Raw genomic sequence first — 17,500 nt, 5'->3', positions numbered from 1 at the left:
TCCGCTCGCGCGGTGCCTGCTCCCCTCCCCGCCCCTTCCCGAAACCGGGGGCGGGCCCCCGGACCCCCGGAGGCCCCCGGCCCTGGCGGGCCGGGGCGTGGTGGTCGCTGTCGGACCTGCGGCCCGAGCTGCTTGCCGCTGCGCGGCGCAGCCGCCTATGGCGCGGTGGTGCTGTCGGGCTTGCAGCCCCTGCGGCCCGAGTTGCTCGGCGCTGTGCGGCGCTGTGCGGCGCAGTCGGCCCGGTGGGCCGGGGTGTGGTTTCTGTTGTGCCTGTGGCCCTGGGGTTCGAACTGCTTGCCGCCGTGCGGCGCAGCCGCCTCCGGCGCGGTGATGCCGTCGGGCCTGCGGCCCTGGGGGGTGAGTCGCTGACCGCTGTGCAGCGCAGGCTGGGGTGTGGTTGGTGTTGGGCTTGCGGCCCGAGCTGCTTGGCGCTGTGCGGCGCAGCCGCCTCTGGTGCGGTGGTGCTGTCGGGCTTGCGGCCCTTGCGGGCCGAGTTGCCTGGCGCTGTGCGGCGCAATCAGCCCGGTGGGCTGGGGTGCGGTTGCTGTTGGACCTGCGGCCCGAGCTGCTTGGCGCCGTGCGATGCAGTCGCCTCCCGCCGGGCCTGCGGCCTGGGATCCGGCCCGCGGCGCGGCGGGTGGTGGTGGGCACCAGCGCGCCCTGTTGTCGTTGCACGCCGGCGAGTGGGCGGGGACGGTTCGTGCTCAGCCCACCGGTAGGTGGTGGTGGGGGTCCGGGGGCGTGACCCCGGTTTCGGGAAGGGGCGGGGAGGGGAGCAGCTCGCGCAGCCGGCCGCCCCCCGCCCCCCGTCGTCAGACCTTGCGCAGGTGGAACGTCAGCGACAGGCCCTCGTCCGTGAACGCCGGGCCGAACGTCGCGTCCGGGGCCGCCGGGGTGAAGTCCACCGCCAGGACCTCGTCCGAGATCAGGGACGCGTGGGTCGACAGCGCCGAGTGGGTCTCGGGTGTTGTCGACGACCAGCGGACGGCGATGCGGTCCGCGACGTCCAGGCCGCTGTTCTTGCGGGCCTCCTGGATCAGGCGGATCGCGTCGCGGGCCAGGCCCGCCAGGCGGAGTTCCGGTGTGATCTCCAGGTCCAGGGCCACCGTCGCGCCCGAGTCGGACGCGACCGACCAGCCCTCGCGGGGCGTCTCCGTGATGATCACCTCGTCCGGGGCGAGCGAGACCGGTTCGCCGTCGACCGTGACCGACGCAGTGCCGGTGTCACGCAGCGACGCGGACAGCGCCGCCGCGTCCGTGTCGGCGACCGCCTTCGCCACCGCCTGGACCCCCTTGCCGAACCGCTTGCCCAGCGCCCGGAAGTTGGCCTTCGCCGTGGTGTCGACCAGCGAGCCGCCGACCTCCGAGAGCGACGCCAGGGATGTGACGTTCAGCTCCTCCAGGATCTGCGCGCGCAGTTCGGGCGACAGCGTCTCGAAGCCCGCCGCCGCGACCAGCGCCCGGGACAGCGGCTGGCGCGTCTTGACGCCCGACTCGGCACGCGTCGCGCGGCCCAGCTCCACCAGGCGTCGTACCAGGGTCATCTGGCGGGACAGCGCCGGGTCGATCGCCGACAGGTCCGGCTCGGGCCAGGACGAGAGGTGAACCGATTCCGGGGCGTCGGGGGTGACCGGGACGACCATGTCCTGCCAGACCCGCTCGGTGATGAACGGGGTGAGCGGCGCCATCAGGCGGGTGACCGTCTCGACGACCTCGTGCAGCGTGCGCAGCGCCGCCTTGTCGCCCTGCCAGAAGCGGCGGCGGGAGCGGCGTACGTACCAGTTGGACAGGTCGTCCACGAACGCCGACAGCAGCTTGCCGATCCGCTGGGTGTCGTACGCGTCCATCGCCTTCGTGCTCTGGTCGACCAGCGCGTGCAGCTCGCTCAGCAACCAGCGGTCCAGCACGGGCCGTTCGGCCGGCGCCGGGTCGGCCTCGGACGGGGCCCAGCCGGACGTGCGCGCGTACAGGGCCTGGAAGGCGACCGTGTTCCAGTACGTCAGCAGTGTCTTGCGGACGACCTCCTGGATCGTCGTGTCGCCGACCCGCCGCGCCGCCCAGGGTGAGCCGCCCGCCGCCATGAACCACCGCACGGCGTCCGCGCCGTGCTGGTCCATCAGCGGGATCGGCTGGAGGATGTTGCCCAGGTGCTTGGACATCTTCCGGCCGTCCTCGGCGAGGATGTGGCCGAGGCAGACGACGTTCTCGTAACTCGACTTGTCGAAGACGAGGGTGCCCACGGCCATCAGCGTGTAGAACCAGCCACGCGTCTGGTCGATGGCCTCCGAGATGAACTGCGCGGGGTAGCGCTTCTCGAAGAGGTCCTTGTTCTTGTACGGATAGCCCCACTGCGCGAACGGCATCGAGCCGGAGTCGTACCAGGCGTCGATGACCTCGGGGACGCGCGTCGCCGTCTCTCCGCAGGTCGGGCAGGGGAAGGTAACCGCGTCGATGAACGGGCGGTGCGGGTCGAGCGACGACTGGTCCGCGCCGCTCAGTTCGGTCAGTTCCGCGCGTGAACCCACGCAGGTGAGGTGCCCGTCCTCGCAGGTCCAGATGGGCAGCGGGGTGCCCCAGTAGCGGTTTCGGGACAGGGACCAGTCGACGTTGTTGTTCAGCCAGTCGCCGTACCGGCCGTGCTTGACCGAGTCCGGGAACCAGTTGGTCTTCTCGTTCTCCTCAAGGAGGCGGTCCTTGACGGCGGTTGTACGGATGTACCAGGACGGCTGCGCGTAGTAGAGGAGCGCCGTGTGGCAGCGCCAGCAGTGCGGATAGCTGTGCTCGTACGGCACATGGCGGAACAGCACCCCGCGCGCGTCCAGGTCGGCGGTGAGCGCTTCGTCGGCCTTCTTGAAGAAGACGCCGCCGACGAGCGGTACGTCCGCCTCGAACGTGCCGTCGGGGCGGACCGGGTTCACGACCGGCAGGCCGTACGCCCGGCAGACGATCAGGTCGTCCGCGCCGAACGCGGGGGACTGGTGGACCAGACCCGTACCGTCCTCCGTCGTCACGTACTCCGCGTTGACGACGTAGTGCGCCTCGGAGCCCTCGGGGAAGTCGATGAGCGAGAACGGGCGCTCGTACGTCCAGCGCTCCATCTCACGGCCCGTGAACCGCTCGCCGGTCAGCTCCCAGCCGTCCTCGCCGAGCGCCTTCTCCACGAGCGGCTCGGCGACGACGAGCTTCTCGGTGCCGTTCGTCGCGACGACGTAGCTGACGTCGGGGTGCGCGGCGACCGCCGTGTTGGACACCAGGGTCCAGGGCGTGGTCGTCCAGACCAGGAGGGCCGCGTCGCCCGCCAGCGGTCCGGAGGTCAGCGGGAAACGGACGAAGACGGACGGGTCGACGATTGTCTCGTAGCCCTGCGCCAGCTCGTGGTCGGACAGGCTCGTCTGGTCGCGCGGGCACCAGGGGGCGACCCGGTGGTCCTGGACGAGCAGACCCTTGTTGAAGATCTCCTTCAGCGACCACCAGACGGACTCGATGTACTCCGGGTCCATCGTCTGGTACGCGTCGTCCAGATCGACCCAGTACCCCATGCGGGTCGTCAGCTCGGCGAAGGCGTCCGTGTGCCGGGTCACCGACTCGCGGCACTTCTCGTTGAACTCCGCGATGCCGTACTTCTCGATGTCCTGCTTGCCGGTGAAGCCCAGCTCCTTCTCGACGGCGATCTCCACGGGCAGGCCGTGACAGTCCCAGCCGGCCTTGCGCGCCACGTGGTAGCCGCGCATCGTGCGGAAGCGCGGGAAGACGTCCTTGAAGACGCGGGCCTCGATGTGGTGCGCGCCGGGCATGCCGTTGGCGGTCGGCGGTCCTTCGTAGAAGACCCACTCGGGGCGGCCCTCGGTCTGCGCCAGGCTCTTGTCGAACACCTTGTTCTCACGCCAGAACGTGAGCACGGCGTGCTCCAGGGCGGGCAGGTCGACCTGGGCGGGCACCTGGCTGTACTGCGGTGGCGTCATCGGTGAAACTCCTCCAACGGAACTCCGGCATCTCCGTCGGAGGGACGAGAGCCTTCGGCTCCCGCGGTACCACCCTCCTTGGCCCCGGACGTCGCCGCCCTCGGCCCCCTCATTGGGGTCGCGCTGCCGGGTCTACTCACCCCGCGTACGGCCAGGGCTTTCTTCCGGCGGCTCCGGGGTGATGCTTCGCTCCGCGCTCTGCCCCCGGGCTCGCACCGTCCCCGGGTCGCTCATGGCCGCTCTCGGAGCTACTCGTCCCCATCCACGCCTCTCGCTGAGGCCAGTGTAAGGGGCCGGGGCAGGGGCGGCCGACCGATTTCCGGGGCGGTGCGGGGCCCGCGCGGGCCGCCGTGGCGTACGGCCCCGCCGCTGACCCGAATGGTCCGGTGGGCCCCGCGGACTTCCCCGAGCGGCGCCCGCGGCGGATTACCCGGCGGGGAGCTGGGCACAACCGATGGAGGCTCGCCTTGTCACCGGCGGAGGCGGGTCCCACCGGCGGCGTGCCCCGTTGCCGCGTGGCTGGTGTCGATTTATCGTCCCAGCACGACTCGCGTGCAAGATCACAAAATGTGAAGGGGCCGCGGCATGGTGGCGAAGAAGACCGCCGCGAAGAAGACAGCGGCCAAGAAAGCGGCTGTGAAGAAGTCAGCGAAATCAGCGAAGCCAGCGAAGTCAGCGGACAAGAAGGCCGCTGCCAAGAGGACGACGACGCACGCACCCGCCGCGGAGGAGACCGCCGCGACCGGGCCGGAGCACCAGGCACCTGCGAAGAAGACCGCGGCCAGGAAGACGGCGCCTCCTCAGAAGGCCGCCGCCGAGAAGGCCGCGAAAAAGGCCGCGTCCGCGGCCGAGGGGGCGGCCGAGGCCGCGGAACAGACGGGAGCCCAGACGGTGGCAGCGAAGAAGACAGCGGGGAAGAGGCCGGCGGCGGCCACGGCCGGCACGGCGACCGCGGTGCCTCCGGCGCGCGGCGCCACACAGGCCGGGGAGCTGGCCGTACGGCCCGGGGAGGATCCGTGGACCGAGGAGGAGGTCGCCGAGGCGCGCGCCGGTCTGGAGAGCGAGGCGGCCCGGCTGAACGCCGAGATCTCCTCGTCCGAGCAGGCCCTCGCCGGGCTGATGCGGGACTCCGGTGACGGCGCGGGTGACGACGACGCCGACACCGGCACCAAGAACATCACCCGCGAACACGAGATGTCACTCGCCGCGAACGCCCGCGAGATGGTGGAGCAGACCGAGCGGGCGCTGCTGCGCCTGGACGCCGGGACGTACGGGCTCTGCGAGGTCTGCGGCAAGCCGATCGGCAAGGCCAGGATGCAGGCGTTCCCCCGGGCCACGCTGTGTGTCGAGGACAAGCAGAAGCAGGAAAGGCGCGGCTGAGAGCACACGTGTGTGCCGTACCCTCGTCCCTAGTCGGGATCTAACTTGAGGGACTCACGTGGCAGAGGCGGAGCGCGTCATCGGTACGCCAGATGTTGACGACGAGGGCGCGGCTCCCGCCGAGCCGGTCCGGAGGAAGCGCAAGATCGTCGCGCTCTTCTCCGTGGCGCTGGTCGCCTATCTGCTCGACCTCGGCAGCAAGATGCTCGTGGTGGCGAAGCTGGAGCATCACGAGCCCATCGAGGTCATCGGCGATCTGCTGAAGTTCGAGGCGGTGCGCAACGCGGGTGCCGCCTTCGGCATCGGTGAGGCATACACCGTCTTCTTCACGTTCGTCGCGGCGACCGTGATCGTGGTGATCGCACGGCTGGCCCGCAAGCTCTACAGCGGGCCGTGGGCCTTCGCGCTCGGTCTGCTGCTCGGCGGGGCGCTCGGCAATCTCACCGACCGGATCTTCCGTGAGCCGGGGGTGTTCAAGGGCGCCGTCGTGGACTTCATCGCGCCGGCGAACTTCGCGGTGTTCAATCTCGCCGATTCCGCGATCGTCTGCGGCGGTTTCCTGATCGTGATCCTGTCCTTCCGGGGGCTCGACCCCGACGGGACCGTCCACCGCGACTGACCCGCGACGTCCCCGCGACCGGCCCGCTGCCGGGGGCGCTGTCCGCCGTCCGTGGGCGGCCGGGCGGCGGGGGCAAGGCATACTCGACGGGTGAGCACCGTTCCCGATATCCGCACCCTGCCCGTTCCCGATGGCCTGGAGGGCGAGCGCGTCGACGCCGCCATCGCCCGGATGTTCGGGTTCTCCCGTACGAAGGCGGCCGAGCTGGCCGCCGCCGGGAAGGTGCAGGTCGACGGCGCCGTGGTCGCCAAGTCCGAACGGGTACGGGGCGGCGCCTGGCTCGAGGTCGAGATGCCCGAGCCCGCGAGCCCGGTGCGTGTCGTGGCGGAGCCGGTCGAGGGCATGGAGATCGTGTACGACGACGACGACATCGTCGTGGTCGTCAAGCCGGTCGGCGTGGCCGCGCACCCGAGCCCCGGCTGGACGGGCACGACCGTCATCGGCGGGCTCGCCGCGGCCGGCTACCGCGTCTCGACGTCCGGCGCCGCCGAGCGGCAGGGTGTCGTGCACCGCCTGGACGTGGGTACGTCCGGGCTGATGGCCGTGGCCAAGTCGGAGCGCGCGTACACCTCGCTCAAGGCGCAGTTCAAGGAGCGGATCGTCGACAAGCGCTACCACGCGCTGGTGCAGGGACATCCGGACCCGATGAGCGGCACGATCGACGCCCCGATCGGGCGGCATCCGAACCACGACTACAAATTCGCCGTGACCGCCGAGGGCAAGCCGTCGGTCACGCACTACGACCTGATCGAGGCGTTCCGGTCCGCCTCGCTGCTGGACATCAAGCTGGAGACGGGCCGTACGCACCAGATCCGGGTGCACATGGCGGCGCACCGCCACCCGTGCGTGGGCGACCTGACGTACGGCGCCGATCCGACACTGGCGAAGCGGCTGGGGCTGACGCGGCAGTGGCTGCACGCGATGAAGCTGGGGTTCGAGCACCCGTCGGACGGCCGGTGGGTGGAGTTCGAGAGCACGTACCCGGACGATCTCCAGCAGGCGCTCGACAAGGTGCGTGCCGAGAGCAACGCGTGAGCGTGTACGAGATCCGGCCCGCCACCGGCGCGGCCGACCGTGAGGCGTGCCTCGCGGTGCGCGCGCGGGTCTTCGTCGTGGAGCAACAGGTGCCCCGTGACCTGGAGTTCGACGCCCACGACGCCCTGGAGGCCGCCGCCGCGCATGTGCTGGCGGTGCGCGACGACGGGCTGCCGCTCGGTACGTCGAGGCTGCTGCACGGGCCGCAGGCGGCGGAGCGGACCGACGGCGATCCGACGGTGGGGGCGCTCGGCCGGCTCGCGGTGGTCAAGGAGGCGCGCGGCCTCGGGGTCGGTGTGGCGCTGGTGCGGGCCGTGGAGGAGCAGGCGCGGGAGCGCGGGCTGCTCGTGGTGGATCTGCACGCGCAGACGCGTGCGCTGGGGTTCTACGAGCGGCTGGGTTACGCGGCGTACGGCGCGGAGTTCGACTCCGCCGGGATCCCGCACCAGGCGATGCGGCGCGCGCTGTAGCGGGTCGCGGCGGGGGTGGTCGGGGGAGCGGGGTGGCCGTGGGCGGCGACCGCGAGGCAATCGTTAGGAAACTTTCCCAACACTCTTGACGGTGATTGGAAACAACCTTAACTTTCACTCACTTGCTGTCATGCCTCTGACAGTTCACCTCCCGTACCGGACCCCACCCGAAGGGAGCACCATCCAGCATGTCCCAGCACCCCGCACCCCCCGCCCGAGGACGTCGCGGCCGTAAGGCACTCCTCGCGCTCTCCGCGCTCGGCGTCGTCACCGCCCTGCTGTCCCCCGTCAGAGCGGGCGCGGCCACCGCGCCCACCGCCGCCGCGCCCACCGCCGCCGCCGGACCCGCCGGCGCGGCCTCCCCGATCAGCGACAACGGCCAGCTCAAGGTCTGTGGCACCAAGCTCTGCAACAGCCAGGGCCAGGCCGTCCAGTTGCGCGGCATGAGCACCCACGGCACCCAGTGGTACTCCCAGTGCGTCACCGACGGCTCGCTCGACGTCCTCGCGAACGAGTGGCAGGCCGACGTGCTGCGCGTCTCCACGTATGTGCAGGAGGGCGGTTACGAGACCGACCCGGCGCGCTTTACCTCGCTCGCCCAGAAGTTCGTGGACGGCGCGAACAGGCGCGGCATGTACGCGGTCATCGACTGGCACATGCTCAGCCCCGGTGACCCCAACTTCAACCTGGAGCGGGCGAAGACCTTCTTCACCGCGATGGCGAAGAAGTACAAGGACAGCCCCGGTGTCCTCTACGAGATCGCCAACGAGCCGTCCGACGTGAGCTGGTCGACCGTCAAGTCGTACGCCGAGAAGATCATTCCGGTCATCCGGGCCCAGGACCCCGACGCGGTCGTCCTCGTCGGCACCCGCGCCTGGTCCTCGTTCGGCGTCTCCGACGGGGCCGACGAGAAGGAGGTCGTGAACAACCCCGTGAACGCCTCCAACATCATGTACACCTTCCACTTCTACGCCGCGTCGCACCGGGACGAGTACCTGGCGGCGCTCGACCGGGCGTCGGACAGACTGCCCGTCTTCGTCACCGAGTTCGGCACCCAGAACTACGCGGGCGAGGGCGCCAACGACTTCGCCCAGTCGCAGCGCTTCCTCGACCTGATGAAGCGCAAGAACATCTCCTGGACCAACTGGAACTACTCCGACGACAACCGCTCCGGAGCCGTCTTCAAGGAAGGCTCCTGCAACGCGGGCAGGTTCTCGGGCACCGGCGTACTCAAGGAGGCCGGCGTCTGGATCCGGGACCGGGTCCGCTAACGGCCGCGCCGCCCGCCCTCGCGTCGGCGGGCACCGGCGAAACGTCTCCTCGCGGTCCGGAAGCGGGCCGCGAGGAGCAGCGCCTCGGTGGGATTCGCCCATGACCGTGGCAGGGTTGAGGGGCCTTGATCGTCAGGGCTCACGACTCCGGAGGGCGCACCGTGGCCCAGTTGGCGCTGCTGCTCGTGCTGTTGCTGGGCGCCGTGGTCACGGTGCCGCTCGGGGAACGGCTCAACCTGCCGTCGCCCGTGCTGATGACCATCCTCGGGATCGTCCTGGCGCTGCTGCCCTTCGTACCGAACGTCGACGTGGCGCCCGACCTGATCCTGCCGCTGCTCCTGCCGCCCCTGCTGTACGCGGCCGTACAGCGCACCTCCTGGCGGCAGTTCACCGCCAATCTGCGGCCGATCTTCCTGCTCGCCGTGGCGCTGGTCTTCGTCACCATGGCGGCGGTCGCGACCGTGGCCAACTCCGTCGTCCCCGGACTGCCGCTCGCCGCCGCGTTCGTCCTCGGCGCGCTCGTCGCACCGCCCGACCCGGTCGCGGCGACCGCCGTCGCCGGATCCCTGGGACTGCCCCGGCGGCTCATCTCCATCCTGGAGGGCGAGGGGCTGTTCAACGACGTCACGGCCATCGTGCTCTACCACGTGGCCATCGCCGCCGTGGTCAGCGGCACCTTCTCCTGGCCCGCCGCCGCCGGGACACTGGTGCTCTCCGCCGTGGTCGCCGTCGTCGTGGGCGTGGCGCTCGCCTGGATCTCCAACAAGGTCATGGCGCTGCTCGGCGACGCGCCCCTCCAGGTCGGCCTCAGCCTGCTGGTGCCGTTCGTCAGTTACGTACTCGCCGAGGAACTGCACGGCTCCGGCGTCCTCGCCGTCCTGACCACCGCGCTCGTCCTCGCCGAGCACACCGCCGATGCCGACGACGTGATGGGGCGGCTCGCCGGGAACACCTTCTGGGAGATCATCGACATCCTCATCACGGGTATCGCCTTCGGCCTCATCGGACTCGAACTCCACAACGCCTTCGGCCGGGCGGACGGCCACCTGGCGGAGACGCTCGGCTGGTCGGCCGCCGTCGTCGGAGTCGTCATCGGCGTACGGCTGCTGTGGCTGCTCCCCGCGGTCTGGGTCACCAAACGGCTCCACAAACTCCGGGACTACGACGAGGAGATCCCGGGCAGCTGGCGCGAGACCGTCGTCATGTGGTGGGCGGGGATGCGCGGTGTGGCCTCCGTCGCGCTGGCGCTCGCCATCCCGCTCGAAACCGACGACGGGACGCCCTTCCCCGGCCGTGACGTGATCATCTTCATCGCCTTCGCCGTCATCATGACCACGCTCGTCTTCCAGGGACTCACCCTGCCGTGGCTGGTGAAGCGCCTCGGCGTACGCGCCGACACCGAGGCCGAGCGCGGCTTCGAGCACGAGCTGGCGGTGCGCGCCGCCAGGGCCGCCAAGCGCCGCCTCAAGGAGATCGAGGAGGTCGAGGAGCTGCCCGAGGAGCTGAGCGAGCGGCTCGCGCGCGGGGCGTTCGACATCGGGGCGCGGATCAGCCCGGACGTGGTGGACGACGAGCGGCGCGACTGGTTCGCCAAACGCAGCCAGCGGGTCAAGACCATGCAGCGGATCCAGCGGGAGATGCTGTCGGCGGCCCGCCACGAGGTGCTGGCGGCGCGCAGCGAACCCAACGCGAACCCGGAAGTGGTCGACCGGGTGCTCAGATATCTGGACGTACGCAGCATGCGGTGACGGCGACCGCCACCGCCACCGCGACGGCGACGGCGACAGCGACCGCGACGGTGACAGTGACCGTGACGGCGGCGCTCACCCCCGGCCCGTGCGCGGGTCGCCGTCGGCGTTCGAAGTCAGCGCCGGGTCGGGCTCGTGGTCCTGTCCGGCGCGTTCCCGACCGGCATGGTTCTGTCCGGAGCGGTCCTGTCCGGCAAGGCTCTTGCCGGCGCCGCCGACCGCGCCGTTCTGCCGCGGGGCCGGGAGCACCGCCGCCTCGGTGGTCGCGATCCGCGGCAGCGCGTACGGGTGCTCCCGCGCCAGCCACGCGATCAGCTGCTCCCGCACCGCGCAGCGCGCCGTCCAGATGTCGTCCGCGTCCTTCGCCGTGACGACGGCCCGCACCTCGATGGTGCTCGCGGTGGTGTCGGTGACGGCCAGACTCCAGTCCCGCCCGTCCCAGGCCGCGCAGTCCCGCAGGATCTCGTGCAGCTTCTCGCGCATCAGGTTCACCGGCGCCGAGTGGTCGAGCTGGAGGAAGACGGTGCCGGTCATCTGGATCCCGCCGCGCGACCAGTTCTCGAACGGCCTGCTCGTGAAGTACGACACCGGCATCGTGATCCGGCGCTCGTCCCAGGTGCGTACGGCGAGGAAGGTGAGCGTGACCTCCTCCACCACACCCCATTCGCCGTCCACCACGACCGTGTCGCCGATCCGCACCATGTCGCCGAAGGCGATCTGGAAGCCCGCGAAGAGATTGCCGAGCGTGGACTGCGCGGCGACACCGGCGACGATGCCGATGATGCCCGCGGAGGCGAGCATCGACGTACCGATCGTCCGCATGCTCGGGAAGGTCAGCAGGATCGCGGCGACCGCGACCACGATGACCACCGCCGTCACGATCCGCATGATCAGCGTCACCTGCGTACGGACCCGGCGGACCTTCGCCCGGTCGCGGGCCGATGTCGCGTAGCGGGCGTACGTGGACTCCACGGTGGCCGACACGATGCGGACGACCAGCCAGGCCCCGGCACCGATCAGGGTCAGCGTCAGCGCGCGCCCGATGCCGGACTGGTGGTTCTCGACGACCCACCACCCGGTCTCCCGGTACGAGGCGCGCAGCAGGGCGGTCAGGACGACGACCTGGAGCGGCAGCCGGCAGCGCCGCAGCAGGCCCCACAGCGGGGTCTCCGGGTGCCGGGCGTCCGCGCGGCGCAGCAGCAGGTCGACGACCCAGCCGAGCAGCAGCGTCAGGACGACCGAGCCACCCAGCACGGTCAGCGGTCGCAGTACGTTCTCCATGGCTCCGGATTCGGACGAGGGGGCCCACCTGGCAGGATGGCGGGATGGACGTCGTTCTCTTTCATTCCGTCTACGGACTGCGCCCGGCGGTGCACGCGGGGGCCGAACGGCTGCGCGCTGCCGGACACCACGTGCACGTGCCCGACCTCTACGAGGGCCAAACCGCCGAGACGGCGGAGGAGGGCAGGGACCTCAAGGACAAGATCGGCTCGGACGAGCTGCTGAGGCGCGCCGTCCTCGCCGTCGCGCCCTACTCCGAGCGCGGACTGGTGTACGCGGGCTTCTCCTTGGGAGGATCCGTCGCGCAGACGCTGGCGCTGGGGGACTCGAAGGCCCGTGGACTGCTGCTGATGCACGGCACGTCGGACATCGCGGCGACCGCCTCGGTGGACGACCTGCCCGTACAGCTGCATGTCGCCGACCCCGACGTGTCCGAGCCGCACGACTGGCTGAACGCCTGGTATCTGCGGATGCGGGAGGTCGGGGCGGACGTGGAGATCTACCGGTACCGGGGCGTCGGGCATCTGTACACCGACCCGGACCTGCCGGACTACGACGAGCCGGCCGCCGAGCAGACCTGGCGCACGGGGCTGGCCTTCATCGAGTCGCTGGGCGACGAGACCTAGGCGGCCTGGGCGACGAGGCCTAGGCTCTGTCGTTCGGGTCCGGCCGGAGCGGCGGCTCTCAGTCGCGCTCGCAGCGGCCCGTGGTGCCGCCGTCGGGCGCCGGGCGGCAGAGGTACGTCCGGTCGGCCGCCTCGTCGCTGATGTAGCGGCCCACACAGGTGTTGTCGGAGTCGAGGCCGCGGGTGCGGCACCAGGCGACGGCGTGCGAGCCGCTGTTGAAGCCGGAGACGTAGAACATCCAGTAGCCCGGCTGGAGCGAGGCGTGCTCGTCGCTGTCCAGATAACGGGCGTTGGTGATGCCCTTGCCGCGCAGGGCCGTCGCCTCGTCGCGGCGGGCGTCGTCGCCGGCGGACTTCTCGGTGGAGGCCAGCTGCGCGACCCAGTTGCCCGTCAGGTCGTCGCCGGAGGGTTGGTCGTCGGCGCTGCCGCCGTCGTTCGCGGTGTCGTTCGCCGTGTCGGGGCCGTCCGTGCCCGGCGGCTGCGGCGAAGCCTCCGGAGAAGGACGGTTCGTCGTACCGCCCTTGTCGGCGGACGACCTGTCCGAACCGTCCTGGAGGGCGCGGACCAGGGCGGGCGCCGACACGAGCGCGACGGCCACCGCGACGGCGGCCACGGCCATCGGCATACGCCGGCTCCGCCGGGTGGGAGCCCCGTCGTTCGCCTCAGCCGCCTCCGGGCGTGCGCCGGCGGGAGGGGGCAGGACGGCCGTGCCGGTCGGCGGCGCCCAGTGCGGCGCCCGGCCCGACTCGGCCTCGGCCAGCATCAGATCCAGCGCGGCGGCGTCGGGCCGCGCGGCCGGGTCGCGTACCAGCAGCGCGTTCAGTACGGATGTGAGCGGCCCGGACCGTACGGGCGGCGGAACGGGCTCGTCCAGTACGGCGGCGAGCGTGGCCAGGCTCGTGGCGCGGCGCAGCGGACTGACGCCCTCCACACTGACGTACAGCGTCACCCCCAGCGACCACAGGTCGGACGCCGGGTCGTCGTCGTGGCCCCGGATGCGCTCCGGCGCGAAGTACTCGGGTGAGCCGACGAGTTCACCGGTCGCCGTGAGCGACGTCGCACCCTGGAGGGCCGCGATGCCGAAGTCCGTGAGCACCGCGGAGCCGTCCTCCCGGAGCATCACGTTGGCCGGTTTCACGTCGCGGTGGCGGATACCGACCGCGTGGGCCGCCCGCAGCCCGGACAGCACCTGACGGCCGATCCTGGCCGCGTGCACCGGGCTCAGCGTGCCGCGCGCGATCCGGTCCTGGAGCGTGTCGCCGGGCAGCAGCTCCATGACGATCCACGGACGCGGTCCCGCGTCCACGATGTGATGGATCGTCACCACATGCGGATGGCTGATCCGCGCCAGGGCCCGTGCCTCGCGCAGTACCCGCTCACGTGGCACATGCGCGGTGTGCGGCGTGGCGGCGGCCCACGCGGGGTCGGGGGACAGCACTTCCTTCAGGGCCACCTCGCGGTGCAGAACGGCGTCGCGTGCGCGCCACACCGTGCCCATACCGCCGCTGCCGAGCCGCTCCAGCAGCTCGAACCGCCCGTCGATGATCCTCTTCGCGTCGCCCCCGGTCATGCGGGTCAGCGTACGGGCCACGCGGCGGCGGCCCGGACGCTGTTACGCCTTGGTTGCACGAGGCGACCGTGCCGTCAGCCGGCGAGCGCCTTGGTGATGGCCGCCGTGTACTCCGGGGCGGTGAGCGGGGCGTTGTCGCTGCCCTCCGGGGTGACGGTCTTGCCGTCCATCCGGAGCGTCGGGGTGCCCTCCACGCCGCTGTTGTCGAACGCCGCCGACATCTTCATCGCCCACGCGTCGAACGTGCCGCTCTCGACGTTCTTCTTGAACGCCGCGTTGTCCTTCAGCTCGTTCACCGAGTCGGCGATCTTGAGCAGGGCGCTGTCGTCGGCGAACCTGTCCTCGCTCTCCGAGGGGTGGTTCGCCGCCGAGTAGAGCGCGGTCTTGTACGCCGAGAACGCCTCGGGGCTCACGTCGAGCGCGGCGCCCAGCGCGGACAGCGCGTTCTTCGAGCCCTCGCCGTTGTCCGAGTTGTCGATGAACGTGGCGCCGACGTACTTGATCTTGTACTTGCCCGCGTCGACGTCCTTCTGGATCGTGGCGCCGACCTTCTGCTCGAACGTCGCGCAGATCGGGCAGCGGGAGTCCTCGTACAGCTCCAGCGTCTTCTTCGCCTCGGGCTTGCCGATGACCACGGTCGTGCCGTTCGCACCGGAGGTGTTCTTCGGGGCGGTGACGCTCTTCGCGTCCTTGGCCGCCTCCCAATGTGAGGGCTTGTTCGCCTGGACGACGCCGAAGCCGACACCGCCGGCGATCGCCAGGATCGCGACGGTCGATCCGGCGACGACGAGCTGGCGGCGGGTCCGGTCGCGCTTTGCCTGCCGCTCGCGCTCCTCGCGCAGCCGCTCGCGGGCGGCTGCCTTGTTGGCGTTGCTGTTACGTGCGCTCATGGTGGGTCACTCCGTGTGGGGTCGTACGGGACGCGTAGGCGCGGGAAGGCCGCGCGGATACGCGGGGGACCGACGGCGGCCTCAAGCGGCTGCCCTCGTCGTGCTCAGGCCGGGAGAAGGGCCGAGCGAGGTGGTCCCCGTCGTCCGACGGAGTGCGCGAACAGGCGCGTACGGGAGGCGCGCGGGTGGGCGGCGGGGCGCGGGAAGCGCCGTACCGTGCGGCGGACCGTGCCCGCCACGGCGACCGCGATCAGCAGCGGCCGGAAGGCGAACCCGCCGATGGCCCGCACCAGGCCCGCGAGGGCCGCCTCGCCCCGGCGCAGCCAGAGCGCGGCGAGCAGTCCGATCGCGACATGCGTGGCGAGCAGCAGCCAGGGGAGCGCGGGATCGGGGGAGCCGAGCAGGGTGGCCGCCGCGCTCTCCGGCGAGGCGACCGAGGAGACGCCGGGCAGCGGGGAGCCGACGCTGCCGCCGCACAGGACGTCGAAGCCGACCGAGCGCAGCGATCCGGCGACGGGCCCGCCCGCGGGGCCGTAACAGATGTGCTGACCGGTGGTGAAGAGGGTGTCCGCGGCCAGTTCCAGCGGGACGAGCAGGGCCGCGATGCGCCAGAAGCCCCGCTCGCGGCCCGCGAGGGCGTACGAGACCGGGAACACCACGGCGCACACGACGGCGACGACGGACAGCGGGAGCGGGGCCCGGGAGAGCAGCACGTGCGAACCGGCGGACAGCGTCACGGCCAGTGCCGTGAACAATGCCGCCCGCAGCGCCCTGAGCCGTGCCGCCGATATGTCCATCGTCGCCGAGTGTGCCACGAGTGCGTGTAAGGGGTCCCTAAGGTCTCCCGTCGTCCCGGCCGGATCCGGCCGGGACGACGGGCCGGGGCGGCCGGGAGGCGGGCCGGGGCCGGGCAGGATTCCGGCCGGGGTTCAGCCGCCGGTGATCTGTCCGTTGCGGAAGAGGTCCACGAAGATCTGGTGGTCCGCGCGGGCCCGCGCCCCGTAGCTGTGGGCGAACTCCACCAGCAGCTCGGAGAAGCCCTCCTCGTCGGCCGCGATGGCCGCGTCGATGGCCCGCTCCGTGCTGAACGGCACCAGCGAGTGGCCGCTCTCGTCGTCCGCCGCCCCGTGCATCGTGGCCGTCGCACGGCCCAGGTCGGCGACGACGGCGGCGATCTCGGCCGGGTCGTCCAGGTCCGACCAGTCCAGGTCGACCGCGTACGGGGAGACCTCGGCGACCAGCTGGCCCGCGCCGTCCAGCTCGGTCCAGCCGAGCCACGGGTCGGCGTGCGCCTGGAGCGCACGCTGCGAGATCACCGTGCGGTGGCCCTCGTGCTGGAAGTAGCCGCGCACCTGCTCGTCGGTGATGTGCCGGGACACGGCGGGCGTCTGCGCCTGCTTGAGATAGATCACGACGTCGTTCTCCAGGGCGTCGCTGTTGCCCTCCAGAAGGATGTTGTACGAGGGCAGGCCCGCCGAGCCGATACCGATGCCGCGCCGCCCCACCACGTCCTTGACCCGGTACGAGTCGGGGCGGGTCAGGCTGGACTCCGGCAGGGTCTCCAGATAGCCGTCGAAGGCCGCCAGGACCTTGTAGCGGGTCGCGGCGTCCAGCTCGATGGAGCCGCCGCCCGGCGCGAAGCGGCGCTCGAAGTCACGGATCTCGGTCATCGAGTCCAGCAGCGCGAAGCGCGTCAGGGAGCGCGCGTCCCGCAGCGCGTCCAGCAGCGGGCCGGTCGCCGTGTCCAGCGTGAACGGCGGCACCTCGTCGTTCTTCGCGCCCGTCGCCAGCGCGTGGATCCGCTCGCGGTAGGCGGCGGCGTATATCCGGACCAGCTCGCTGATCTGGTCGTCGCTGAGGGCCTTCGTGTAGCCGATCAGCGCCAGGGAGGCGGCCAGCCGCTTGAGGTCCCAGGTGAACGGTCCTACATAGGCCTCGTCGAAGTCGTTGACGTTGAAGATCAGCCGGCCGTTCGCGTCCATGTACGTGCCGAAGTTCTCCGCGTGCAGATCGCCGTGGATCCAGACACGGCCGGTGCGCTCGTCCACGTACGGACCGCTGTCCGTCTCCCGCGCCAGGTCGTTGTAGAACAGGCACGCCGTGCCCCGGTAGAAGGCGAAGGCGGAGGCGGCCATCTTGCGGAACTTGACCTGGAAGGCCGCCGGATCCGCGGCGAGCAGGGCACCGAAGGCGGTGCCGAACACATCGAGGATCTCCTCCCCTCGCTGCTGGTCAACGGCTTCGACCGGGCGCGGGACCGACATCGGTGGTGCCTCCTGGAAACATGACGAACTGGGCGGATGAACTGACACGCCACCCGCCTCGGGCGACGGCGCCGTCAGTGACTTGCAACGCACGAACGTACCGGTGCGTGCCCGTCCGGCGCCGGTGGACCCGGAGGTTCACGCGACCGGCCGGGCATCGCCCGGAGGCCGCTCGGATTGTCAGTGGGCGGTCGTAGACTTCGACGCTGTCCCCCCCAGGGCACCCCTCGCTCGTCCGCTCGTTTCGCTGGAGGCCTCAGCCGTGACCAAGCCGCCGTTCACGCACCTGCATGTCCACACTCAGTACTCGCTGCTGGACGGTGCGGCGCGGTTGGGGGACATGTTCAAGGCGTGCAATGAGATGGGGATGTCTCATATCGCGAT

The 17,500-nt window shown here is 71.1% G+C and carries 13 protein-coding genes and 1 pseudogene; 8 read left to right on the top strand and 6 right to left on the bottom strand.

The window, feature by feature from the left end; translation table 11 throughout:
* Nucleotides 1-812: 812 nt before the first annotated feature.
* A complete protein-coding gene (gene ileS / locus ACFYNU_RS37205; RefSeq protein ID WP_356592958.1) occupies nucleotides 813-3,962 on the bottom strand; it encodes an isoleucine--tRNA ligase in 3,150 nt (1,049 codons plus the stop codon).
* 585 nt (nucleotides 3,963-4,547) lie between these two features.
* Here ileS and ACFYNU_RS37200 point away from each other — a divergent pair.
* The 6 genes from ACFYNU_RS37200 to ACFYNU_RS37175 all read left to right on the top strand — a co-directional run bounded on the left by ACFYNU_RS37200 (nucleotide 4,548) and on the right by ACFYNU_RS37175 (nucleotide 10,485).
* Entirely contained in the window at nucleotides 4,548-5,342 is a 795-nt protein-coding gene (locus tag ACFYNU_RS37200) for a TraR/DksA C4-type zinc finger protein (RefSeq protein WP_356592956.1), read from the top strand.
* A 58-nt stretch (nucleotides 5,343-5,400) separates the two neighbouring features.
* The gene (gene lspA, locus ACFYNU_RS37195) at nucleotides 5,401-5,961 is read left to right on the top strand and encodes a signal peptidase II (protein ID WP_356592954.1); all 561 of its coding nucleotides are present in this window, start codon (nucleotides 5,401-5,403) and stop codon (nucleotides 5,959-5,961) included.
* A gap of 90 nt (nucleotides 5,962-6,051) precedes the next feature.
* A complete protein-coding gene (locus ACFYNU_RS37190) occupies nucleotides 6,052-6,996 on the top strand; it encodes an RluA family pseudouridine synthase (protein WP_356592952.1) in 945 nt (314 codons plus the stop codon).
* Nucleotides 6,993-7,466, top strand: a complete 474-nt coding sequence (locus ACFYNU_RS37185; RefSeq protein ID WP_356592950.1) for a GNAT family N-acetyltransferase — start codon at nucleotides 6,993-6,995, stop codon at nucleotides 7,464-7,466. Before ACFYNU_RS37190 ends, ACFYNU_RS37185 begins: the two co-directional genes overlap by 4 nt.
* A gap of 188 nt (nucleotides 7,467-7,654) precedes the next feature.
* Nucleotides 7,655-8,737: a glycoside hydrolase family 5 protein gene (locus ACFYNU_RS37180; protein WP_356592948.1), complete on the top strand. Its 1,083-nt coding sequence runs from the start codon at nucleotides 7,655-7,657 to the stop codon at nucleotides 8,735-8,737.
* 161 nt (nucleotides 8,738-8,898) lie between these two features.
* Complete coding sequence (locus ACFYNU_RS37175; RefSeq protein WP_356592946.1) at nucleotides 8,899-10,485, top strand: Na+/H+ antiporter; 1,587 nt, start codon at nucleotides 8,899-8,901, stop codon at nucleotides 10,483-10,485.
* Nucleotides 10,486-10,560: 75 nt separating this feature from the next.
* Here the strand turns inward: ACFYNU_RS37175 and ACFYNU_RS37170 are convergent, their stop codons facing one another.
* Nucleotides 10,561-11,766 carry a mechanosensitive ion channel domain-containing protein gene (locus tag ACFYNU_RS37170; RefSeq protein ID WP_356592944.1) on the bottom strand — a complete coding sequence of 402 codons (1,206 nt, stop codon included), beginning with the start codon at nucleotides 11,764-11,766 and terminating at the stop codon, nucleotides 10,561-10,563.
* Between ACFYNU_RS37170 and ACFYNU_RS37165 the strand changes: the two are divergent.
* Nucleotides 11,727-12,392: pseudogene (locus ACFYNU_RS37165) on the top strand (dienelactone hydrolase family protein); the annotation flags it as partial. The gene ACFYNU_RS37170 and the pseudogene ACFYNU_RS37165 overlap by 40 nt on opposite strands.
* Nucleotides 12,393-12,450: 58 nt before the next feature.
* Here the strand turns inward: ACFYNU_RS37165 and ACFYNU_RS37160 are convergent.
* The 4 genes from ACFYNU_RS37160 to ACFYNU_RS37145 all read right to left on the bottom strand — a co-directional run bounded on the left by ACFYNU_RS37160 (nucleotide 12,451) and on the right by ACFYNU_RS37145 (nucleotide 17,116).
* Nucleotides 12,451-13,962, bottom strand: a complete 1,512-nt coding sequence (locus ACFYNU_RS37160; protein ID WP_356592942.1) for a serine/threonine-protein kinase — start codon at nucleotides 13,960-13,962, stop codon at nucleotides 12,451-12,453.
* 74 nt (nucleotides 13,963-14,036) lie between these two features.
* Nucleotides 14,037-14,852, bottom strand: a complete 816-nt coding sequence (locus ACFYNU_RS37155) for a DsbA family protein (RefSeq protein ID WP_356592940.1) — start codon at nucleotides 14,850-14,852, stop codon at nucleotides 14,037-14,039.
* 104 nt (nucleotides 14,853-14,956) lie between these two features.
* On the bottom strand, nucleotides 14,957-15,649 hold the full coding sequence (locus tag ACFYNU_RS37150; protein WP_356592938.1) for a hypothetical protein: 693 nt from the start codon (nucleotides 15,647-15,649) through the stop codon (nucleotides 14,957-14,959).
* A gap of 132 nt (nucleotides 15,650-15,781) precedes the next feature.
* Nucleotides 15,782-17,116 carry a DUF2252 domain-containing protein gene (locus tag ACFYNU_RS37145; RefSeq protein ID WP_356597343.1) on the bottom strand — a complete coding sequence of 445 codons (1,335 nt, stop codon included), beginning with the start codon at nucleotides 17,114-17,116 and terminating at the stop codon, nucleotides 15,782-15,784.
* A gap of 262 nt (nucleotides 17,117-17,378) precedes the next feature.
* Between ACFYNU_RS37145 and ACFYNU_RS37140 the strand changes: the two genes are divergently transcribed.
* Nucleotides 17,379-17,500 (top strand): PHP domain-containing protein (locus ACFYNU_RS37140; protein WP_356597345.1); only part of this gene is annotated, 122 nt, incomplete at its 3' end.

Origin of the sequence: Streptomyces sp. NPDC006643 (assembly GCF_042870175.1) — a bacterium.
GTDB lineage: Bacteria > Actinomycetota > Actinomycetes > Streptomycetales > Streptomycetaceae > Streptomyces.
Note: the sequence above shows the minus strand (reverse complement) of the source record. Positions and strands in the feature narration are given on the sequence as shown.